Origin of the sequence: Bradyrhizobium sp. SZCCHNR1098, assembly GCF_032489375.1 — a bacterium.
GTDB lineage: Bacteria > Pseudomonadota > Alphaproteobacteria > Rhizobiales > Xanthobacteraceae > Bradyrhizobium.
The window spans coordinates 77,951-98,210 of record NZ_JAUEXY010000005.1 but is presented as its reverse complement, the minus strand read 5'-3'; the positions used below and the strand labels follow the sequence as shown (position 1 = coordinate 98,210).

The 20,260-nt window shown below is 65.4% G+C and carries 19 protein-coding genes; 8 read left to right on the top strand and 11 right to left on the bottom strand.

Annotation, left to right across the window (positions count from 1 at the left end):
- Positions 1-12: 12 nt before the first annotated feature.
- From QX135_RS13110 to QX135_RS13100, 3 genes are all read right to left on the bottom strand, one after another.
- The gene (locus QX135_RS13110) at positions 13-351 is read right to left on the bottom strand and encodes a putative quinol monooxygenase (RefSeq protein WP_316181808.1); all 339 of its coding nucleotides are present in this window, start codon (positions 349-351) and stop codon (positions 13-15) included.
- Between the two features lie 187 nt (positions 352-538).
- Positions 539-829: a BrnA antitoxin family protein gene (locus tag QX135_RS13105; RefSeq protein WP_316181806.1), complete on the bottom strand. Its 291-nt coding sequence runs from the start codon at positions 827-829 to the stop codon at positions 539-541.
- Between the two features lie 28 nt (positions 830-857).
- A complete protein-coding gene (locus tag QX135_RS13100; protein ID WP_316181802.1) occupies positions 858-1,115 on the bottom strand; it encodes a BrnT family toxin in 258 nt (85 codons plus the stop codon).
- Positions 1,116-1,476: 361 nt separating this feature from the next.
- Between QX135_RS13100 and QX135_RS13095 the strand changes: the two genes are divergently transcribed.
- The 4 genes from QX135_RS13095 to QX135_RS13080 all read left to right on the top strand — a co-directional run bounded on the left by QX135_RS13095 (position 1,477) and on the right by QX135_RS13080 (position 6,027).
- Complete coding sequence (locus QX135_RS13095; RefSeq protein WP_316181800.1) at positions 1,477-2,715, top strand: FAD-binding protein; 1,239 nt, start codon at positions 1,477-1,479, stop codon at positions 2,713-2,715.
- The gene (glcF, locus tag QX135_RS13090; RefSeq protein WP_316181798.1) at positions 2,712-4,034 is read left to right on the top strand and encodes a glycolate oxidase subunit GlcF; all 1,323 of its coding nucleotides are present in this window, start codon (positions 2,712-2,714) and stop codon (positions 4,032-4,034) included. Before QX135_RS13095 ends, glcF begins: the two co-directional genes overlap by 4 nt.
- Positions 4,035-4,109: 75 nt before the next feature.
- Positions 4,110-4,553, top strand: a complete 444-nt coding sequence (locus QX135_RS13085; RefSeq protein WP_315779071.1) for a hypothetical protein — start codon at positions 4,110-4,112, stop codon at positions 4,551-4,553.
- Positions 4,554-5,031: 478 nt separating this feature from the next.
- Positions 5,032-6,027 carry a TorF family putative porin gene (locus tag QX135_RS13080; protein WP_316234112.1) on the top strand — a complete coding sequence of 332 codons (996 nt, stop codon included), beginning with the start codon at positions 5,032-5,034 and terminating at the stop codon, positions 6,025-6,027.
- Positions 6,028-6,342: 315 nt separating this feature from the next.
- On the opposite strand, the gene QX135_RS13075 is transcribed toward QX135_RS13080, so the two are convergent.
- On the bottom strand, positions 6,343-8,103 hold the full coding sequence (locus QX135_RS13075; protein WP_316181797.1) for an ABC transporter ATP-binding protein/permease: 1,761 nt from the start codon (positions 8,101-8,103) through the stop codon (positions 6,343-6,345).
- 321 nt (positions 8,104-8,424) lie between these two features.
- Between QX135_RS13075 and QX135_RS13070 the strand changes: the two genes are divergently transcribed.
- Positions 8,425-10,089 carry an L-lactate permease gene (locus QX135_RS13070; protein ID WP_315736551.1) on the top strand — a complete coding sequence of 555 codons (1,665 nt, stop codon included), beginning with the start codon at positions 8,425-8,427 and terminating at the stop codon, positions 10,087-10,089.
- A 152-nt stretch (positions 10,090-10,241) separates the two neighbouring features.
- Positions 10,242-10,649 carry an META domain-containing protein gene (locus tag QX135_RS13065; RefSeq protein WP_315736552.1) on the top strand — a complete coding sequence of 136 codons (408 nt, stop codon included), beginning with the start codon at positions 10,242-10,244 and terminating at the stop codon, positions 10,647-10,649.
- Between the two features lie 329 nt (positions 10,650-10,978).
- On the opposite strand, the gene QX135_RS13060 is transcribed toward QX135_RS13065, so the two are convergent.
- The 3 genes from QX135_RS13060 to groES form a co-directional block, all read right to left on the bottom strand.
- On the bottom strand, positions 10,979-12,169 hold the full coding sequence (locus QX135_RS13060) for a hypothetical protein (protein WP_315736553.1): 1,191 nt from the start codon (positions 12,167-12,169) through the stop codon (positions 10,979-10,981).
- A 142-nt stretch (positions 12,170-12,311) separates the two neighbouring features.
- On the bottom strand, positions 12,312-13,955 hold the full coding sequence (gene groL / locus QX135_RS13055) for a chaperonin GroEL (RefSeq protein ID WP_315777953.1): 1,644 nt from the start codon (positions 13,953-13,955) through the stop codon (positions 12,312-12,314).
- A gap of 121 nt (positions 13,956-14,076) precedes the next feature.
- Positions 14,077-14,373, bottom strand: a complete 297-nt coding sequence (gene groES, locus QX135_RS13050; RefSeq protein WP_008961387.1) for a co-chaperone GroES — start codon at positions 14,371-14,373, stop codon at positions 14,077-14,079.
- A 331-nt stretch (positions 14,374-14,704) separates the two neighbouring features.
- On the opposite strand from groES, the gene QX135_RS13045 reads away from it, so the two are divergent.
- Positions 14,705-15,211 (top strand): hypothetical protein, encoded by a 507-nt coding sequence (locus QX135_RS13045; RefSeq protein WP_315736555.1) that lies wholly within the window; start codon positions 14,705-14,707, stop codon positions 15,209-15,211.
- 140 nt (positions 15,212-15,351) lie between these two features.
- On the opposite strand, the gene QX135_RS13040 is transcribed toward QX135_RS13045, so the two are convergent.
- Complete coding sequence (locus QX135_RS13040; RefSeq protein ID WP_315716668.1) at positions 15,352-16,131, bottom strand: protein phosphatase CheZ; 780 nt, start codon at positions 16,129-16,131, stop codon at positions 15,352-15,354.
- Positions 16,132-16,438: 307 nt separating this feature from the next.
- Here QX135_RS13040 and QX135_RS13035 point away from each other — a divergent pair, with 307 nt between their 5' ends.
- Positions 16,439-17,230 carry a L,D-transpeptidase gene (locus tag QX135_RS13035; protein ID WP_315736557.1) on the top strand — a complete coding sequence of 264 codons (792 nt, stop codon included), beginning with the start codon at positions 16,439-16,441 and terminating at the stop codon, positions 17,228-17,230.
- An 88-nt stretch (positions 17,231-17,318) separates the two neighbouring features.
- Here QX135_RS13035 and QX135_RS13030 read toward each other — a convergent pair whose 3' ends face one another.
- The 3 genes from QX135_RS13030 to QX135_RS13020 all read right to left on the bottom strand — a co-directional run bounded on the left by QX135_RS13030 (position 17,319) and on the right by QX135_RS13020 (position 20,225).
- Positions 17,319-18,119, bottom strand: a complete 801-nt coding sequence (locus tag QX135_RS13030) for a DUF2076 domain-containing protein (protein WP_315777955.1) — start codon at positions 18,117-18,119, stop codon at positions 17,319-17,321.
- Between the two features lie 223 nt (positions 18,120-18,342).
- Positions 18,343-19,185 (bottom strand): ChbG/HpnK family deacetylase, encoded by an 843-nt coding sequence (locus QX135_RS13025; protein ID WP_315736559.1) that lies wholly within the window; start codon positions 19,183-19,185, stop codon positions 18,343-18,345.
- Positions 19,182-20,225: a glycosyltransferase family 2 protein gene (locus QX135_RS13020; RefSeq protein ID WP_315736560.1), complete on the bottom strand. Its 1,044-nt coding sequence runs from the start codon at positions 20,223-20,225 to the stop codon at positions 19,182-19,184. The genes QX135_RS13025 and QX135_RS13020 overlap by 4 nt, the downstream gene beginning before the upstream one ends.
- Positions 20,226-20,260: the final 35 nt, after the last annotated feature.

Sequence of the window (20,260 nt, the reverse complement as noted above, 5' to 3'; positions counted from 1 at the left end):
GGAAACGCGCGCCTAAATCAGCCCGTACTGCACCCGCTCGCGTCGTGCCAGCAGCGGCAGGGCCTGGCCGGCGATATAGGTCTTGAAGTGGTCGCTCTCCTGATGGGCCTTGAACGCGGCTTCGTCGCGGAACAGCTCGTAGAACAGGAACTGCGCCGGGTTGTCCTTGGCGCGGGAGATCAGGAACAGTTCGGCGCCGGGCTCGCGCTGCGCCTCGGGCAGGAAGCGCGACAGGATCTCGGCGACGCGGTCGGCTTCGCCGTCCCTCGCCTCCCATTGCGCCACCACCAGCAGGCCGCCGCCGCTGACGGCCTCGTTCACGGTTTTCGTCTCGATGGCATATCCGGTCATCGTGATCAGTCCTTTCGTTGAAGTGCTGCAAGGGCAACGATACCCCAGTTCCTGCACTCGATCCTTCGATGGCGGACGAAGGATGGATGCGCATAAGAGGGCGTAAGGCGGATGAGCCGAAGGCGTCATCCGCCATGGTCTCGCAAAGTCGGCGGGTGACGCTTCGCGAACCCGTCGTACGGACTGTTCACGCTGCCTGGCGGGGTGACTTCTTCGCTGCCTTGCGCTTGTTCGTGGGCTTCTTGGTGACGATCTCAACCAGGGCGTCATCTATTTTTGTCTGCCAGCCCGGTCCCTTTGATTTGAAATACTTCACGACGACGGGGCTCAAGCGGATACTCACCGGGATCTTTGTCGGCTCCTTTTGTGGACCTCGCCGGGCGATTGTTTTCGCAATCTCGGACAAGACCTCAGAAAATGGCTTGGCCCTGGCGAAATCCTTCTCGGTCCATTCCGGATTGTCCGAGACAGCTTTCATGTCAGCCTTCGAGTAGGCGCGCTTCGTCTTAGCTGGTGGCATTGAACAGCTTTCTTTCCTTCTTGGAGGCCGGGCGCATCGAAATCACCGAAATTCCTTCGAGGCCAAGTACGGCGAATACGACAGAGATCACGCCGTTTGCGTCCACTCCGATCGCTCGGTAGCGACCGCTCTTGGCGGAAAGCACCAGGGCGTTCGCAAAGAAGTCCTCGGTCAATGCGGCGAAATCCAAGCGGTGCTTGGCTATGTTCGCTAGGCGTTTCGGCTCATCCCAAACAATTTTCATGCGGATTCTGTATATACAAAATGTTGACGTTGCGATCAAGGGATGAGGGCGGATAGCCGAACGCGTCATCCGCCATGGGCCTCAAAAAATCGGCGGCTAACCCGCTCCTACGGGGCTATGCGAGCGCTTCGGCGCTAAGCCTACCGGCCTCTCCACGACAAGGGAACTGCACTCGGCCGAGACCCGCCCGAACGTTCCGCCATCTGCGCCCGTCCGCCCCTCCCATCTCCTTGTCCATGCACGATCTTTTCGCCGGACCGGGCTGCCCTTTTCGCAGATCATGCTCTAGAAGGATTCCAACGCTGGTGGCCGCGCGTCGCGCTGGGCCGCCTGTCATCATCAACAAGCAAGGCGAGCAGCGGTGGACGCCCTCAAAGTACGCAACGCAGCCGACGTGGAGGAGGTGGTTCGCGCCGCGATCGCCAGCGAGCAGCCGCTCGACGTCATCGGCCATGGCTCGAAGCGCCAGATCGGGCAGATCACGACCACCAACGCCGTGCTCGACCTGTCGGCCCTGAGCGCCGTCGTCGGCTACGAGCCCAACGAGCTCATCATCACCGCGCAGGCCGGGGCGCCGCTCGCCGACCTCTTGTCGCTGATCGATTCGAAGAGCCAGCAATTCGCGTTCGAGCCGATGGACACGGGACCGCTGCTCGGCACGGCCGGCCGCGGCACGCTGGGCGGGATGATCGCGGCGGGGCTGGCCGGTCCGCGGCGCATCCGCGCCGGCGGGGCGCGCGACCATCTGCTCGGGGCGCATGCCGTCTCCGGCTTCGGCGAGAGCTTCAAGACCGGCGGCAAGGTCGTCAAGAACGTCACCGGCTATGATCTCTGCAAGCTGCTGGCGGGCTCCTGGGGCACGCTCGCTGTCATGACCGAGGCGACGCTGAAGGTGATGCCGCGGCCGGAGTCGGAGCGCAGCCTGGTGCTGCGCGGGCTCGACGACCTCAAGGCCAACCGCGCCATGACGGCGGCGCTGGGGTCGCCGTTCGACGTGTCGGGGGCCGCCCATCTGCCGGCTTCGACCTTGCGGCCGGAGGTCGATGGGCTGAGCCCGATCGGCTCGCCGCGCGAGGCGGTCACGGTGATCAGGCTGGAGGGCATCACGGCGTCCGCGGCGCATCGGGCGGCGTCGCTCGCCAAGCAGCTCGCGACCTTCGGTCCGGCCGAGATCATCGCGGACGACGCCTCCGCCGATGTCTGGAGCGCCGTGCGCGACGTGCTGCCGTTCGCGGCCAATGGCCCGCTCGGGGCCTGGCCGGTCTGGCGGATCGTCTGTCCGCCCGTATCCGGCGGCGTCATCGGGCAGGCGCTGACGCGCCAGACCGGCGGCGAGGTGATCTATGACTGGGGCGGCGGTCTGATCTGGGCCGCGCTGCCGCCGCAGCCCGATGCGTCCGCGGGGCTGGTGCGCAAGCAGGCCGAGGCCGTTGGCGGCCACGCCACCCTGCTCCGCGCGTGGGACGAGATGCGTCTGGCGGTCGACGTCTTCCAGCCGCAGCCGCCGGGTGTCGCCGCGCTGGAGGAGCGGGTTCGCGTCTCCTTCGATCCCAAGACCATTCTCAACCGCGGCCGTATCAGGCGGAGCGTTGCGCCATGAAGACCGAGTTCACTTTGGCGCAGCTCGCCGATCCCGACATCGCGGTCGCCGACAAGATCCTGCGCGCCTGCGTCCATTGCGGCTTCTGCACGGCGACCTGCCCGACCTACGTGCTGCTCGGCGACGAGCTCGACAGCCCGCGCGGCCGGATCTACCTGATCAAGCAGATGCTCGAGAAGGACCAGGCCCCGACCGCCGACGTGGTCAAGCATATCGACCGCTGCCTGTCGTGCCTGTCCTGCATGACGACCTGCCCGTCCGGCGTCCACTACATGCACCTCGTCGACCAGGCGCGGGGGCGAATCGAGCAGAGCTACCAGCGCCCGCTGACGGACCGGCTGCTGCGCGCCGTGCTCGCCTATGTGCTGCCGCGGCCGCGCGAGTTTCGCCTCGCGATGACCCTGGCGCGGCTCGGCCGGCCGTTCAAGGCGCTGCTGCCGGCGTCCTCCGTGACGCAGGGACCTGTGCCGAGCCTGCTGCGGCGCGTCAGGGCGATGCTCGACCTGGCGCCGGCCGCGGCGCTGCCGCCGCCGGGGCCCGCGGGCGGCAGCGTGTTTCCGGCGCAAGGCGAGCGTCGCGGCCGCGTCGCGCTGCTGCAGGGCTGCGCGCAAGCGGCGCTGGCGCCGCGCATCAACCAGGCTGCGATCAACGTCCTGACACGGCACGGCGTCGAGGTCGTGCTGGTCAGGGACGAGCAATGCTGCGGTGCGCTGACCCATCACATGGGGCAGGACGCCGACGCGCTGGCGCGCGCCCGCGCCAATGTCGGGGTGTGGGCTGCCGAGGCAAAGCGTGGCGGTCTCGACGCCATCCTGGTGACGACCTCGGGCTGCGGCACCGTCATCAAGGACTACGGACACATGCTGCGCGAGGACCCGCAATATGCAGCGCCCGCGGCGGCCGTGTCGGCCATGGCGAAGGACATCAGCGAGTATCTCGCGGGTCTCGATCTGGTCTCCGCATCTCGGTACGACAACCTCGTCGTGGCCTATCACTCCGCCTGCTCGCTGCAACATGGGCAGAAAATCACGAGCATTCCGAAAGAATTGCTTTCCAAGTGCGGATTCGTGGTGAAAGATATACCGGAGAGTCATTTGTGTTGCGGTTCGGCGGGGACCTACAACATTCTCCAGCCTGACATCGCGATGAAGCTGCGCGATCGCAAGGTCGCCAACATCGCGACCGTCAAGCCGAATGTGATCGCGGCAGGCAATATCGGCTGCATGATGCAGATTGCCAGCGGCACCACCGTTCCCGTCGTGCACACCGTTGAGCTTCTCGACTGGGCGACGGGCGGTCCGCGACCAGGAATGATTTGACGGACGGGCGCGTGCTGACTGCCGGCCCGTCCCGCCGGATGAGTTGATCGATCGGCGGCAACTGGAGGGTTTCTGATGGCGAAGGACAAGAAGGCGAAGAAGGACAAGAAAGAGAAGAAGAAGCTGATGGCGCAGGCCAAGACAGCCAAGAAGGCGACGAAGAAGTCCGCCAAGAAGGCTGCCAAGAAGTCCGCGAAAAAGGCTTCCAAGAAGGCTGCAAAGGCGCCGGCCAAGAAGGCGAAGAAGACCGTGAAGGCCGCGGCGAAGAAGGCGGCCAAGGCTCCTGCCAAGAAGGCTGCTGCGAAGAAGGCTCCCGCCAAGAAGGCCAAGACGTCGGCCGCAAAGGTTCCCGCTGCGCCGAAGAAGAAGGCCGCCAAGAAGCGGGCTCCCAAGATGGCTCCTCTGGTCGAAACCCCCGAAGTGAGCGCAACCGAATCGGCTGCCGAAACCAGTTGGGCGATGCCGAGCGTGGCGCCCGAGGCGCACGAGGACGGAGAGGGGACTGCCTCCGGAAGCTGATCTTTCCGGATCGGATCGTTCTCACCACCGAACGAATTCACATCGGGAGGCCGCGGCGGCAACGCTGCGGCCTTCTCGTTTGTTGTTGCCTCCGTCTGTTGGCTCTGTTTTGGCTGGCCGTTTTGTCGATCTGCTCGTCGCCAGCGTCGCCCCCGCAGATCTACGGCCGGGCGAATCCGATCCCGGTGCGCTGCGCCATTTCGCTTGCGGCACGACGAGTCAGCGTGCCGGCACACCCGAATGTGCGTCCTGGGCTGCTCTAGGACACGGAGATTTGTTGTTCAAATGCAACACGCGCTGACTACCTGCCGTGGAATTGTCAAAACGCCCAAAAAGGCGGCAGATGCCGCGCTTTTTTGCTTCACCTGCGGCGAGACCCTGGCACAAATTGCGTCTGGATGACGCAGCCGGTCTTGTTTGTGCCCTGGGGGGCCAATGTGGGGCAGGCTTTTTTCGAAATAGGGTGATGGGGATCGTCATGAAAAAGTGGGCTTTGCTGGCAACGGCGCTGGCAATGGTTTCGGGATCGGCTTCGGCGGCGGACATGGCGGTCAAGGCCTATAAGGCTCCGCCCCCGGTCGCGTTTGAACCGTGGGATATCGCGTTCGGCGCGGCGATCATGAACGACTACGTCTTCCGCGGCATCACCCAGTCGAACCACAAGCCGTCAGTCGCCGCCTATTTCGAGCCGCGCTTCAACGTCAACAAGGACCTGCAGTTCTACGTCGGCGTCGCTGGCGAGAGCATCTCCTTCCCGAACCGGGCTGCGGCCGAGATCGACATCTACGGCGGTATCCGCCCGACCTTCGGCGCCTTCGCCTTCGACATCGGCGTCTGGGGCTACCTGTATCCGGGCGGCACCTGCTATTACGGCGGCGGCGCCACGACGGACTTCGCCGGCCGCGCGCTGAGCGCCGAGTGCCAGGCCAACACCTTGACGAACTTCAACACCATGAAGAAGGACGTCAGCTTCTTCGAGGTCTACGGCAAGGGCACCTATACGGTGAACGACAACTGGTCGTTCGGCGTCACCGAATTCTATACCCCGAGCTTCCTGAACTCCGGCGCCTGGGGCAACTACGCCTCGGTCACCGGCAAGTATACCGCTCCGAGCACCCTGTTTGGATCGAGCGGCGTCGGCATGTACGTCTCGGGTGAGTTCGGTCGCCAGTGGTTCGGCACCACCGACAGCTTCTACGGCACCGCGGCCTTCCCGAACGGCATCCACTACGCCGACTACAACACCTGGAACGTTGGCGTCGGCTTCACCTACAAGGTGTTCACGCTGGATCTGCGCTACTCCGACACCAACCTGTCGAAGGGCAATTGCAACGCCTTCACTGGCGACTTCACCGCCAGCGGCACCACCAACGTCACCGCGATCAACCCGGGTGGCCTGGGCTCGAAGTGGTGCGGCGCCACCGGCACCGCCAAGCTCTCGGTCGACCTGACGGCGATGACCAACCTGAAGTAATCGTCCCAAGGCGGATCGAAATTCCTGACGAGGGCGGCAGAGCAATCTGCCGCCCTTCTGCTTTGGTGACGGCAGCTCGCCGTGGTCGCTCGGGCGTCTTGCCGTCCTTCTGGATCGCCATCTTCTGGATCGCCATGGCTCGGACGCCGCCCGGGCAATTGGACTTCTCATCATGGGGCGCAGGGGCGCGATGAGATCCCTGGCGGCGCCCTCGGGACAATGGGCTGGGTTCGGGGCGGATCTCTCAGACCCCTTGCTGTTGGAGACGCGCCGCTGTGCAGCGCGTCTTCATCCATGAGGTCCGCAGCGTTCGCTTCAGTTGCCTCCACCCGCGGTCGCGTCGGCTGCCTGTCCCGCCGGCCGCAGCGAGAACCGGTCGCCATCCCGAATCAGCTCGACCCTTCGATCATGGAGATCGTGCAGGGTCGAGCGGTGGCCGATCGAGACGACGGTGGTCTGCGGCAGGCGTTCGGCGATGACCCGATACAGCCTCGCTTCGCTCGGCTCGTCCAGCGAGGCCGTGGCCTCATCGAGGAAGAGATATTGGGGCGCATGCAGCAGCGCGCGGGCAATTCCGAGCCGCTGCTGCTCGCCCAGCGACAGCATCCGGTTCCAGTGTGCGTCCTCGTCGAGCCGGTCGGCGAGCAGCGGCAGGCCCACAGCGACGAGCGCCTCCTTGACCTGGTCGATGCTGAACGCGTCGGCCGCTGCCGGATAGACGATCGCGGCCTTGAGCGGGCCGATCGGGAAGTAGGGCCGCTGCGGCAGCATCATCAGCTTGGCATGCGCGGGCACGCTGATCGCACCGCTGCCGAACGGCCAGACCCCGGCGATGGCGCGGAGCAGCGTCGACTTGCCGGCGCCCGACGGCCCGGTCAGCAGCGTGCGTTCGCTGCTCTTGAGGCTGAAGCCGTCGGCCGCGATCAGCGGCAGCCCGTTCGGCAGCTTCAGCAGCAGCTGGGCGAGGTCGATGCTGTCGTCCGCGTGGTTGACGACATCGATCGTCTGCGGCTCGCCCGAGAGCTTGGCGGCGCTCTCGATCGACATGTCGAAGCCGTCGAGGCGGGCGACGGTCGAGCGCCAGTCAGCCAGTGTACGATAGGCCGACACGAAGAACGACAGCGCGCCCTGCACCTGCGAGAATGCCGACAGTGTCTGCATCACGCCGCCTAGCTGAACCTTCTTGGCGAAATAGGCCGGCGCGACCAGCACGTAGGGAAAGATCGTGGCCGCCTGCGAATAGCCGGCGGTGAAGGCCGTCAGCCGTTTGGTCCGGCTCATGATCTGATACCAGTTCTGGACCACGCGACCGAACCGGCTCGCCAACTGGCCCTGCTCGACGGCTTCGCCGCGCAACAGCGCGATCTGCTCCGAGCTCTCGCGTACCCGCACCAAGTTGAAGCGGAAATCGGCTTCATAGCGCTGCTGCTCGAAATTCAGATTGACAAGCGGCCAGCCGATCCAATGCGTTAGTGCCGTGCCGAAGATCGAGTACAACAGGGCTCCCCAGACCAGATAGCCGGGTATCCGATACTCTGTACCGAACAGCGTCAACGGAGCCTCTTCCGACAGGCCCCAGAGAACCACGACGAACGAGGCCAGCGTCACGATCGAGCTCAGCAGGCCGATCGTGATCGTGAGCGTTTGCTCGATGAACTGCTTCACATCTTCGGCGACGCGCTGGTCAGGGTTGTCTGCCGCGTCTCCCTTGAGCTGCATGCGATAGTGGTTGGCCTCGCCGAGCCAGCGCTTGAGGTAGGCCTCGGTCATCCACCGCCGCCAGCGGATCTGCAGCCACTGATTGAGATAGAGCTGGTACACGGCCAGAATGATGAAGACGGTGGCCAGCACGACGAACACGCCGAGCTCCCAGATGAAGCTGTTCCAGTCGTATTGCTGCAGCGCGTTGAAGAACCGGCTCTGCCACTGGTTCACCAGAACCTGGATCGCAACCAGCGACAGCTCGATGGCGATCACGGCGGCGAGCAGGCTGCGCCCGGCGACCTTGTCCTCGGAGCGGAAGTAGGGAATGGCGATCCGCCAGACGGTGGCGACGGTCGAGCGCAGATTGTTCACAGAGGGGCTGCTCCTGAGAAAAGGTCTTAACGGGCTGACGAGAAACGAGAAAATCGCAGTGATTGCTGCCTGTATAGACTAAAGTCGTAATGTGGCGGGTGACCGCCGGCTTGTCGGTCGCGTGTGACAAACCGTAGCATGGGGCAGGGGAGAGGGACTGCGACCGCCGCCAGATTTCGCGAGAATTTGAGCAGAGTTGGGCGTTGCCGGTTTTGTGATCTCCTTTTCCGGCCTTTGCCAGGCTTGGGGGCCTGGGCGAGGAGACCTGATCCGTCCCGCCGGACCGGGTCCAACAACAAGAACGTGGGGGGAGAAGTCACGATGTGGAATCAAATCTACGACCCGATGGGGAGCCCGGCGCTGTCGACGCTGGCCGCCGCCGTCCCAGTGGTGACGCTGCTGGTGCTGATCGCCAGCGGCAAGGTGAAGGCACACATCGCGGCGATCATCGCCGTGATCCTGACCAACCTGATCACGATCTTCGTGTTCACGATGCCGGCCAACATGTCGCTGCGCGCGACGTTTCTGGGCGTCATCACCGGCTTCTTTCCGATCGGCTGGATCGTCCTGAACGTCATCTTCCTCTACCAGGTCACGGTCTCGACCGGCCGCTTCGAGTTGCTCAAGCGCGCCATCGGCGGCGTCACGGAAGACCGGCGGCTGCAGCTGCTGCTGGTCGCCTTCTCCTTTGGCGCGTTCTTCGAGGGCGCGTCGGGCTTCGGCACACCGGTGGCGATCACCGGTGCCGTGCTGATCGGCCTCGGCTTCTCGCCGCTCGCGGCGTCCGGCCTGTCGCTGATCGCCAACACCGCCCCGGTCGCCTATGGCGCCTTGGGCACGCCGATCCAGGGCCTCGCCTCGGTCACCGGTCTCGATCCCTACATCCTGGGCGCAATGGTCGGCCGGCAGCTGCCGGTGTTCTCGCTGATCGTGCCGTTCTGGGTGATCTGGGCGTTCGCGGGCTGGAAGGGCATGAAGGACGTCTGGCCGGCGATCCTGGTCACCGCCGTCTCGTTCGCGGTCCCGCAGTTCCTGATCTCCAACTACATCAATCCGTGGATCGTCGACATCGGCGCCTCGCTGATCTCGATGGGCGCGCTGATCCTGTTCCTGAAGGTCTGGCAGCCGAGGCAGCTGTGGCTGTCGCCGGCGTTGCGCGGGCGTGACGAATCGGCCGCCACGATGACGGCGGCGAAGCCGCTGGACCGCACGCCGCTGACGCAAGCCGAGCTCTGGGGCGCGCTGCTGCCCTGGATCATCGTCTGCGTGATCATGCTGATCTGGGGCAACGGCGCCTTCAAGGCCTGGGCGAACTCGATCTTCACCTGGAACTATCCGGTGCCCGAGCTCGACAAGCTGATCAACAAGATGCCGCCGGTGGCCGCGAAGCCGACACCGGAAGGCGCGGTGTTCTCGTTCACCTACCTGACCTTCACCGGCACCGGCATGCTGATCGCCGCGATCATCTCCGGCTTCCTGATGGGTGTCGGACCGGGCAAGCTGATCGCGGAATATGGCCGCACCATCCGTCTGTGCGCGATCTCGCTGATCACGATCTCGGCGATGCTGGCGATCGGCACGCTGACCCGGCTGTCCGGCGTCGACGCAACGCTCGGCCTCGCCTTCGCCGCGACCGGCGTGCTCTATCCGTTCTTCGGCACCTTGCTCGGCTGGTTGGGCGTGGCGCTGACGGGATCGGATACGGCCTCGAACGTGCTGTTCGGAAACCTGCAGAAGATCACCTCCGAGCAGCTCGGCCTGTCGCCTGTCCTGATGGCGGCTGCCAACTCATCCGGTGGTGTCATGGGCAAGATGATCGATGCGCAGTCGATCGTGGTCGCTTCGACCGCCACCAACTGGTACGGCCACGAGAGCTCGATCCTGCGCTACGTCTTCCTGCATTCGATCGTGCTGGCCTGTCTGGTCGGCCTGTTCGTCACCTTGCAGGCCTACGTCTATCCGTTCACGGCGATGGTGCTGAAGTAGCAACACCGGCAGCGACAAAAGCCCCGCGCCGCAGCTGCGGCGCGGGGTTTGCTATGTTTGGAACACATTTGTGCGGGAGCCGTGGCGCGGCGGGGATCACGGTCGTCGCCTGGAAGGCGCAGCCCTGCGTGTGATTGGTCTGAAGAGGAACGATGCAAGTGTTGAAGCGTGGCTGCGCCGTGGCGATGATGGCGTTGTCGATGTCGGGCCTGCCGCTTGCCGGCGCGTCGGCGGAGGAGTTTCCCTTCGGAATGGAGATGACGCTCGATGCGTTACCAATGCCCGGCTCGAAGCGCGTGCCGGATCTCGACATCGGCGACAACGGCGAGACCGTGCTGGAGCTCTGGTGCAAGGGCGGCAAGGGGCAGTTCTCGGTCGCCGGCAACACCATCGTGTTCATCGCCAGCAAGATCGAGGACCGCAACTGCCCGGCGGCACGCGCGCAAGCCGATGACGAGCTGATCGCGGCGCTGAGCGCGGCGACGAACTGGAAGCGTCAGGGCGACCTGATCATCTTCATCGGACCGAAGACGCTGCGCTTCCGGCTCAACACCAATTGAGCCGAGACGGCCGTATCGAAAGTCCTAGTCTTGGTCACATCGATATATCGGCATGTGGACCTCGCTGTCATGGTCCGGCACCTGGTCCTGCTTCATGCACGTTCGCGATTCCGCAGCACGCAGCTTTGAGGTCAGCCCCGCTGTCACCCTCCCCTGGAGGGGGAGGGTCGCCTCTCATGAGCGCAGCGAATGGGAGGCGGGGTGGGGTGATCTCCCCACGTGCACCGGTGCCCGCGGCGTCACCCCACCCCGCTCGCCCGCTTCGCGTGCGATCGACCCTCCCCCTCCAGGGGAGGGTGGCATCTGAGATCGCGGCGCCTGCCGTCGCCTTACTTCCAGACGGAGTTGTCCGCATCCCAGCGCTTGGCCTTGAAGGCCTTCGCCAGCTCGTCGATGGCACCGCCGTCGTCGCGGGTATCGCTTTCCTCGTCGCCCGAGGATTCGTCCGACAGGATCAGCTTGGCGCTCGATGCCTCATCGACGGTGGTCGTCGTCGGGCTGCTGATCCACAGCATCAGCGCGTCCGCGCCGCCCGGCTTGTCCGCCGAGACGAGGCCGGTGACCTCGATGACGTCGGTCAGCTCGAGCGCCGGCATCAGCTGGCTCGGCCGCTTCAACGTCAGCTTCAGCTTGCCGCTGACCGGATTCCACGCCGCACTCGTCGGCCTGGCATTGTAGGTCTTGGCCAGCACGTCGGAGATGGCGCCCGCCAGCTTGTCCTTGTTGATCTTGTCACCGTCGCGCCAGTCGGCCGCCGCAAAGCGGATGGTGCGGTCCATCTCGACCGTGCCGGCGGTCCAGCCGGCGGTGACGACGCCGTTCATGGTCCGCGCCTTCGCGATCAGTGCGCCGGCTCGTTCGGGGTCGACGGTCATGCTGATGGTCTGCTCGCCCGCGCGCAGTGCGTCGCAGCTCACGATGAGGCTCGACAGCGAAACTTCGACGTTCTCGCCCTTCAGGCTCTTGAGGAAGTCGGTCACCGCGTCGAGCTTGAGCCGGACCGAGACCGCCTCGGGCGAGACGTCGGTGAAGTCCTTCGGCTGGGCGCTGATGCCGTCGTCGCTCGACTGGCTCTCCTGGAACTCTTTCTCGCTGACGTCGGAATTGTCGGTCGACGCCACCTCGGTGACGGTCTTGCCGATCGCGATCTGTCCGCGGAACTCGAACGTGTCGCCGGTCGGCTTGCGATTCAGCTTCACCGTGACCGGCTCCTTGGCGCCGTTGCTCTGGGTCGCACCGGTCAAGGTCTGGCCATTGACGGTGAGGCTGACCACGAAGCGGTCCTTGCGATCCGAATTCTTTGCGACGGGATAGCAGACGTCGAGCGTGGCGGCGGTGACGGTCTTGCCCTGGCGCGTCTCCTTCAGGATCACGTCGGCATTGCCGTCCATCAGGCCGTCGATCGCGGTGAAATACCGAGTCTCGTTGGCGGGGGCCTTGGTCCCGCTCTTGCTCTGGGCCCAACCGAGTTCCGGCGCGGCCGCTGCAATCACGGCCAGCGCAAGCAAAATCGCGCGCATCTGAAAATCCTTGTGGGGGCAGAATCGGCCTTAAGCTGTAGCGCCGATTTGCGATCGCTGCACCCCCGGGCGCGGACACTCGGCCAAAAAGAAGGCCGCCCGGAGGCGGCCTTCCTGAACGTCTCGGTGATGCAAGGGGGGCTCAGAAGCCCATGCCGCCCATTCCACCCATGCCGCCGCCGGCCGGCATCGCGGGAGCCGCGTCCTTCGGCAGCTCGGCGACCATGGCCTCGGTGGTGACCAGGAGGCCGGCGACCGACGAGGCGTCCTGCAGCGCGGTGCGGACCACCTTGGCCGGGTCGATGATGCCCTTGGCGACCATGTCGACATAGTCCTCGGTCTGGGCGTCGAAGCCGAAGGTCTCGGACTTCTCGTCCAGGATCTTGCCGACCACGATCGAGCCCTCGACGCCGGCGTTCTCGGAGATCTGGCGGATCGGAGCCTCGAGCGCCTTCAGCACGATGTTGATGCCGGCCTGGACATCCGAATTGGCGTTGGTGATGCGGCCGACCGCCTTCTTGGCGCGCAGCAGCGCGACGCCACCGCCGGGGACGATGCCTTCCTGCACCGCAGCGCGGGTCGCGTTGAGGGCGTCCTCGACGCGATCCTTCTTCTCCTTGACCTCGATCTCGGTCGCGCCGCCGACGCGGATCACCGCGACGCCGCCGGCGAGCTTGGCCAGACGCTCCTGCAGCTTCTCGCGGTCGTAGTCCGAGGTGGTCTCCTCGATCTGCGCCTTGATCTGGCCGACGCGCGCCTCGATGTCGGCCTTCTTGCCGGCGCCGTTGACGATCGTGGTGTTCTCCTTGTCGATCACGACCTTCTTGGCGCGGCCGAGCATCTTCACCGTGACGTTCTCGAGCTTCATGCCGAGGTCTTCCGAGATCAGCTGACCGCCGGTCAGGATCGCGATGTCCTCGAGCATCGCCTTGCGGCGATCACCGAAGCCCGGCGCCTTGACGGCGGCAACCTTGAGGCCGCCGCGCAGGCGGTTGACGACCAGCGTCGCCAGCGCCTCGCCCTCGACGTCCTCGGCGATGATCAGCAGCGGACGGCCCGACTGCACCACGGCTTCGAGCACCGGCAGCATGGCCTGCAGGCCGGACAGCTTCTTCTCGTGCAAGAGCACGTAGACGTCGTCGAGCTCGGCCGTCATTTTCTCGGCGTTGGTGACGAAGTAGGGCGAGAGATAGCCGCGGTCGAACTTCATGCCTTCGACGATGTCGACCTCGGTATCGAGCGACTTGTTCTCCTCGACCGTGATGACGCCCTCGTTGCCGACCTTCTGCATCGCCTGGGCGATCATCTTGCCGATCGCGGCGTCGCCATTGGCGGAGATGGTGCCGACCTGGGCGACCTCGGAGGACGAGGCGACAGGCTTGGCGCGCTTCTCGATGTCCTTGATCACGGCGGCGACCGCGATGTCGATGCCGCGCTTGAGATCCATCGGGTTCATGCCGGCGGCAACCGCCTTGGCGCCCTCGCGCACGATGGCCTGGGCCAGCACGGTCGCGGTGGTTGTGCCGTCACCGGCGGTGTCGTTGGTCTTGGAGGCGACCTCGCGCAGCATCTGCGCGCCCATGTTCTCGAACTTGTCCTCCAGCTCGATCTCCTTGGCGACGGTGACGCCGTCCTTGGTGATGCGCGGAGCGCCGAAGCTCTTCTCGATGACGACGTTGCGGCCCTTCGGGCCGAGCGTCACCTTGACCGCGTTGGCGAGAATGTCGACGCCGCGCAGCATGCGGTCGCGTGCGTCGCCGGCGAATTTGACGTCCTTGGCTGCCATTTCAAAATTCTCCTGGAGTAGACCTCGACGGCGAGGGGCGTGATCGCCCGTCTGTCGCCGGAACGAGGTTGCAGAGCATTTTCGCCCGGGGCGGCTGATCGCCGCCCCCGGCAGGTCGGGATCAGGCGACGACGCCCATGATGTCGGACTCCTTCATGATCAGGAGCTCCTCGCCGTCCAGCTTGACCTCGGTTCCGGACCACTTGCCGAACAGCACGCGGTCGCCGACCTTGACGTCGATCGGGATCAGCTTGCCGCTCTCATCACGGCCGCCCGGGCCGACGGCGACGACTTCGCCCTGCGAGGGCTTTTCCTTGGCGCTGTCGGGAATGATGATGCCGCCCTTGGTCTTCTCTTCGGCGTCGATGCGCTTAACCACGACGCGGTCGTGCAGGGGACGAAACTTCGATTTGGCCATGACGGATCCCTTTTGGGGTGCTTGGATAAGTTGTTGCTGTCGGAGGAAATCTGAATGCGGCCACATTTGACGCCCACTTGGCGCCAACTGGCTCGCAGCCTTAGCAATCGCGCCCTCCGAGTGCTAAAGACCGCTCGGGGAAATATGGCTTGCGGCTGTTCCTGTCAAGCAACGGCCGGCAGTTAAGCCGTTCTTGAGGCTGTTAGGGGATGTTGTCCCGGGCCAGACATGTTAGTGGAGCGGCGTCGTCATCCGACGTCATTGCTCTGACGAGCGTTTTGGGTTTGGTTGCCGGACGGGGCAGCCACGATCTTGTTCCTAAGGGGATGCCATGACGAGTTCACGGTGCGCGCGGCCGGTTGCCAATCTCGCGATCGCGTCGGCGCTCACGATGCTTCTGGGAGCGTGCACGGGCTTCAGCCTGTCGCCGTCGCCCCCCATGCAGACCGAGGCGCCGGTCGAGCCCGAGGTTCCGGCGACGATCCGCCCCGAGGATCTCGTCGGCAAATGGGGCCTCGCCGCTTACAACAACCCCAACGACCGTCCGCGCACCGAGAAGATGGCGTTGGCGCAGTGCAAACAGCCCTACGTCATCGGGGCGGGCACGTCCGGCGGTGTCGTGATGCATCTGGCCGACCAGGCGACTCCCCAGGAGCTGCGCCTGAAGGGCTCGGCCAGCGGCAAGAACTACATCGGCCCGGCCGGACCGCCCGGCGGCGAGCAGGACCGCGAGGTCGTCTCCTTTGACGGCCGTGTGCTGATCACCCGCTTCGTCGACAAGGATGCGGCGACCCGTTACCAGACGATGGTCTACGTCCGCTGCGGACCGCGCGCCTGAGATCCGGGCGAAGCCCTCGCGACAAGCCCCGGCCACACCCAAAAGCCAAACGAAAAACGCCGGCGAAAGCGCCGGCGTTTTGCTTGGTGCTGCTCGGTGCCGTCCCTGGCCGGCGTGGCCGCCGGTCAGGCAGGATGAGCTCAGTTGAACATCGCGTCGATGTCGTCCTGCGAAGCGTGGCCGACGTCACCTTCCGCCTTCGGGCCGTTCAGCAGCCGGGCGTCGCCCTCGCGGTGGTCGACGATCGGCGGCGTATGCGCCTTGATGGCGTCGACGCCGCCCCAGATGTCCATCATCACCACGATGTGGTGCTCGATGAACTTCATCGTGGTCATGACCTTGTTGATGCGCTGGCCGGTCAGGTCCTGGAAGTTGCAGGCCTCGAAGATCGAGACCACCCGCTCCTGGATCTCTTCGCTCAGGATCTTCTGCTGGTCGGCCGAGTCCACCTTGGACAGCGCGCTGGCGGCCTGGTCGATCGCCTCCGCGGCTTCGAGGATCTGCTGCGTCGCCTGCTCGGTGCCGCCGACGACCGCGCCGAGCTCGCCGTTGACCTTGGCCATCTCCTCGCCGTTGAAGCTCTTGGCATGGAGGGTCGCGATCTCGCCCTTGGTGCGGTTGATCGCGTCGTGGATCAGGTCGAGCTCGACCTTGAGCTTTTCGCACTGCTCGATCTGGGCACGATAGGTCTCGAGCAGCGCGCGCGCTTCGGCGACCTCGCGTGCGGCGGACTCTTCGATGGCGGCGTTCGCCGTGTTGCTGCCGCCGCTGCGGATCGCATTGGCCATCTGGGAGCGGATCGCGCGGAGCTCGTCCATGATTTCCTTGTGGTTGGGGCCGATCTCGCCGCCCACGAATTCAGGCTCCGGCATATGGCCGACGATTGCTTCTTCGATACGGAAACGCTTGCGAACCGCCATGATAGTATCCCTGACCTTTTGCTCGGATCAGTTCTACGCAAAGGCTATTTAACATCGCGTTCACGCCAGGAACCGCCGCTGAGCAACGCTGACGTGCATCGTGCGTCAACGATTAACCATGCTCCGCCGGCCTTCACGCAAAATAAACGCTAGCGATCAAAACCGCCGACGTATGCGGCGATGGTGAATCCCGGCGCCTCCCGCGTTTACCAAAGCGATCGGGTTTTGCTCTTTATTGACGATACGCGGCGGCGCATTTGCCTCGCGCGATGAACAGTCTTCAGACGAAACAGTACAGAGTACGTCGATGTTCAAATCAGTATCCGCAGCGCTGCTGGCCGGCGCATGCGTTTTCCATGCAGGTCTGGGCCGCGCCGCGGCCCAGGGATTTCAGCAGCCGACCGTGATCTATAGCGGCCCGCCGCAGCAGTCCGCGCCGGTGCGCACCGCCTATGTCGAACGCTCGCGCATGGGTGGCGGCTTCATCGAATTCCTGTTCGGGGATCCGCAAGGCGGCCGCGGCGCGCCTCCGCCGGGACAGCCGATGTACCAGCAGCAGCCGTCCTACTACGAGCCGCAGCGGCTGGCGCCGGGCATGGTCCCGCAGCAGGGATTGCCGGATGAGGAGGCCTATGAGCAGACGCAGCGGCCGCTCGATCCGAAATACGAGAAACAGATCGTTGACTATGACGGCAAAGAACGGCCGGGCACGATCGTCATCGATACGCCGAACAAGTTCCTCTATCTGGTCCAGGGCGAGGGCAGGGCGCTCCGCTATGGCATCGGCGTCGGCCGCCCCGGCTTCACCTGGTCGGGCGTGAAGACGATCTCGGCCAAGCGCGAATGGCCGGACTGGACGCCGCCGCCGGAAATGCTCGCGCGCCGGCCCGACCTGCCGCGGCACATGGAGGGCGGACCGCAGAACCCGCTCGGCGCACGCGCGATGTATCTCGGCTCGTCGCTGTATCGGATCCACGGCTCGAACGAGCCGTGGACGATCGGCACCAACGTCTCGTCAGGATGTATCCGGATGCGCAACGAGGACGTCATCGACCTCTATGGCCGCGTGAACGTCGGTGCCCGGGTCATCGTGCTCTGACGACCGCCGCTGCACGACATCAGCAACAGAAAAAGGCCGCCCGTGGGGGCAGCCTTTGCATTCTTGAGTTGGCTGCGACCCGGGAGCTTCACGCGTAGTCGCTGCCACCGTCGTCGTCGCCATAGCCGTCATCGGCATCGAAGTCGGCCGCGTCGCTGTCATTGCCGCTGTCGTCATGGCTCGCCTGGTCGAACAGGCCGGCCCGGCCGCCGTCGCCGCCCGGGCGGCCGATGTCGTCGAGACCGGCGTCGCGCGCCAGCGAGCCGCCGGACTGGTCGCCGCTCCACGGGCTGGCACCGCCGCCCCGCTCCTCGATGATCGTGGTGTCACCGAACGCCTGATGCGATCCGCCGCCCATCATCGAGCGGATGCCGCCGAGCAGCAGCGAGCCGCCGACCATGCCGGCCGCTGCGGCCGCCGCCGTGCCGAGGAACGAGCCGCCTCCACCGCCGAACATGCCGCCGCGCGGCTGGCCGAAGCCGCCCTGGTCATAGGAGCTGGGCTGGCCGGGATAGCCGGGCTGGCCCTGGTAGCCCGGGGGCATCGCCTGGCCGCTGTTCCAGACCGGGCGGCTCTGCGACGGCGGCGGCACGTTGGGGACCGAGCCGCGGCTGCCCGAGCCGAAGATGCTGTCGCGCATCGAATCGAGGAAGCCGCCGGACTGGCCCTGCGGGGCCTGGGCGTGCTGCAGCTCCTCGATGCGGGCGTTGGCGCGCTTCAGGGCCTCGTCCTGCACCAGCACCGTCTGCACCAGCGCATAGACGGCATTGGGAGCCCGCTGCAGCGCCTGGGCGATGGCGGCGGCAGCCTCCGGATCACGCGGTGCACTCTCCAACGTGGCAAGCCGGTCGAACAGATCGTCGATGAGTTGGCGTTCTTGCGGTGTCATGTCGTTCTCCTGCCGCTTGCCTTGTTCCGGCCAAGCGCGGCCAAGATTTAGGGGGACTTTGTGGCCCGGCCAGCCGGGGCGCGGATTAAATTTCCGTATGCGACAAAGCGTCTTTGCACTTGCGAGGCGTTTCGGAAGCCGAAGGCGGACGGCATGCCTGCCTCCCTCCCACTTCGAACGCCGCCGCGCCGGGTTTTGTTCGCCGGGGCACGCGAAACATCCATCAGCCGAGCGTCACCTTGCGGCGCTCCAACAGGCCCGGAAAATGCTCGCCGGCAAGATAGGCGTGCTCATGCTCGCGCTGCACCGTCAGCGGATCGAGCTCGATGAGGACGTCATCGACGAAACCGGGGTGGCACATCACCAGCCCATGCTCGGGCAACTCGTCGAGGAAGCCATCCATCAAAGCTCCGAAGTCGGAGGCCTTGGTGAAGTCGTAGGCGCCCGCGAAGCCGGGATTGAAGGCGATCTCGGCCCGCCTGGCCTGACGGCGGAATTGCGCGCTGAGCACGTCCAGCAGCAGCGCCTTCGGTGCCGCCAGCCGCTGCATCAGGGGCAGATTGCGGCCGCCCTGGCGCACCCAGGCCGTGGGCGCAGTTTCCTTGACGGCGGCGAGAAAGCCCTCGCGCACCTGCGGATAGAGCTGGGCATGCTGGTGGCCGTCGACGAAATCGGGGGCGCGACCGAACAAATCGCCGAACGCTGCAAGCTGAACCAGGACCTCGGCACGGATCATCTCGGGATCGAGCCGGCGGGTCAGTCCGGCGCGCAGCAGCTTCGGGAAGGGCAGGAACATGCCGCCTTCCGAGGGACGGAAATGCATCGTCAGGGGCCGGAATGGCGCGGTCAGCGTGACGTGCAGGCCGATGGCGCAACGCGGGCTGTCGGACGCGACCTTGGTCAGCTCCGTCACCTCGTCGCGCCCGATCGCGGCGCCCACGGTCATCACCGAGGTTGCGTTCAGCCGACCGCGCGCGATCAGGTCTCGGATGGCGCTGTTAACCCCGGGGCTGATGCCATAGTCATCGGCGCACAGCCAGATGCGCCGGTGCGGCGTCGCGCTCATTCGGCGGCGTTCCTTTCGGCGCCGTCGCTGCGCGCATCGAGCGCTGCACGCTTCTCGCTGTGCTCGGCGACGAAGTAGATCGGACGCGCTTTCAGCTCGGACAGGATCTTGCCGATATACTCGCCCATGATGCCGATCATGATCAGTTGCACGCCGCCGATCGTCATCAGGCCGACCATCAGCGAGGGATAGCCGGGCACCGACTTGCCGGTAGCTAAAGTCTCCCACAGGATCGAGAGGCCGAACAGAAAGGCCGCCGAGGCGAGCAGGATTCCGAGCAGGCTGGCGAACCGCAGCGGGGCGACCGAGAACGAGGTCAGGCCTTCGATCGACAGGCCGAGCAGGCTGGTCAGGTTGAAGGCCGTCACGCCATGGGCACGCGCGGCAGGTTCGTAGTCGACGCGGATCTGGCGGAAGCCGATCCAGCTCGCCAGGCCCTTGAAGAAGCGGTTGCGCTCCGGCAACTGCCGCAGCGCCGCCACCGCGCGCGGCGAGAGCAGCCGGAAGTCGCCGGCATCCTCCGGGATCTTCTGCCGCGCGCCCCAGTTGATGAGCGCGTAGAAGCCGTGCACGGCGACGCGGCGCAGGAACGGCTCGTTGTCGCGATGCGCCTTGGCGGTATAGACGACGTCATAGCCGTCCTTGATCCAGTGCGTGACGAGCTGCTCGACCAGGGCCGGCGGATGCTGGCCATCGCCGTCCATGAACAGCACGGCGCCGCGCCGGGCATGATCGAGGCCGGCCATCAGCGCGGCCTCCTTGCCGAAATTGCGCGACAGCGAGACGACCTGGATGTCGAGCGCATCGGCCTGCAAGGTGCGCGCAATCGCGAGCGTATTGTCGCGGCTGCCATCGTCGACATAGACGAGCTCGCAGGCGAGACCGAAGCGCTGGCGCAGCGTACGGGCGAGATTATTCAGCCGCTCGTGCAGCGCCGTCAGTCCCGCGCCCTCGTTGTAGACGGGGATAACGATCGACAATCCCTGCGACGCGGCGTCGGCCGCAGTCGTGGTCAGATCCGACACGTCAGTTCCCAGCATTGCTCAGCGTCCTCGTTCTGCTACCAACATATGGT

Coding starts and splice junctions, on each gene's coding strand:
- QX135_RS13045 (WP_315736555.1), top strand. CDS start 14,705: ATGACGAGTTCACGGTGCGCGCGGCCGGTTGCCAATCTCGCGATCGCG.
- QX135_RS13100 (WP_316181802.1), bottom strand. CDS start 1,115: ATGAAAATTGTTTGGGATGAGCCGAAACGCCTAGCGAACATAGCCAAG.
- groL (WP_315777953.1), bottom strand. CDS start 13,955: ATGGCAGCCAAGGACGTCAAATTCGCCGGCGACGCACGCGACCGCATG.
- QX135_RS13060 (WP_315736553.1), bottom strand. CDS start 12,169: ATGCGCGCGATTTTGCTTGCGCTGGCCGTGATTGCAGCGGCCGCGCCG.
- QX135_RS13025 (WP_315736559.1), bottom strand. CDS start 19,185: ATGAGCGCGACGCCGCACCGGCGCATCTGGCTGTGCGCCGATGACTAT.
- QX135_RS13070 (WP_315736551.1), top strand. CDS start 8,425: ATGTGGAATCAAATCTACGACCCGATGGGGAGCCCGGCGCTGTCGACG.
- QX135_RS13110 (WP_316181808.1), bottom strand. CDS start 351: ATGACCGGATATGCCATCGAGACGAAAACCGTGAACGAGGCCGTCAGC.
- QX135_RS13080 (WP_316234112.1), top strand. CDS start 5,032: ATGAAAAAGTGGGCTTTGCTGGCAACGGCGCTGGCAATGGTTTCGGGA.
- QX135_RS13035 (WP_315736557.1), top strand. CDS start 16,439: ATGTTCAAATCAGTATCCGCAGCGCTGCTGGCCGGCGCATGCGTTTTC.
- glcF (WP_316181798.1), top strand. CDS start 2,712: ATGAAGACCGAGTTCACTTTGGCGCAGCTCGCCGATCCCGACATCGCG.
- QX135_RS13065 (WP_315736552.1), top strand. CDS start 10,242: ATGCAAGTGTTGAAGCGTGGCTGCGCCGTGGCGATGATGGCGTTGTCG.
- QX135_RS13030 (WP_315777955.1), bottom strand. CDS start 18,119: ATGACACCGCAAGAACGCCAACTCATCGACGATCTGTTCGACCGGCTT.
- QX135_RS13040 (WP_315716668.1), bottom strand. CDS start 16,131: ATGGCGGTTCGCAAGCGTTTCCGTATCGAAGAAGCAATCGTCGGCCAT.
- QX135_RS13020 (WP_315736560.1), bottom strand. CDS start 20,225: ATGCTGGGAACTGACGTGTCGGATCTGACCACGACTGCGGCCGACGCC.
- QX135_RS13085 (WP_315779071.1), top strand. CDS start 4,110: ATGGCGAAGGACAAGAAGGCGAAGAAGGACAAGAAAGAGAAGAAGAAG.
- QX135_RS13105 (WP_316181806.1), bottom strand. CDS start 829: ATGAAAGCTGTCTCGGACAATCCGGAATGGACCGAGAAGGATTTCGCC.
- groES (WP_008961387.1), bottom strand. CDS start 14,373: ATGGCCAAATCGAAGTTTCGTCCCCTGCACGACCGCGTCGTGGTTAAG.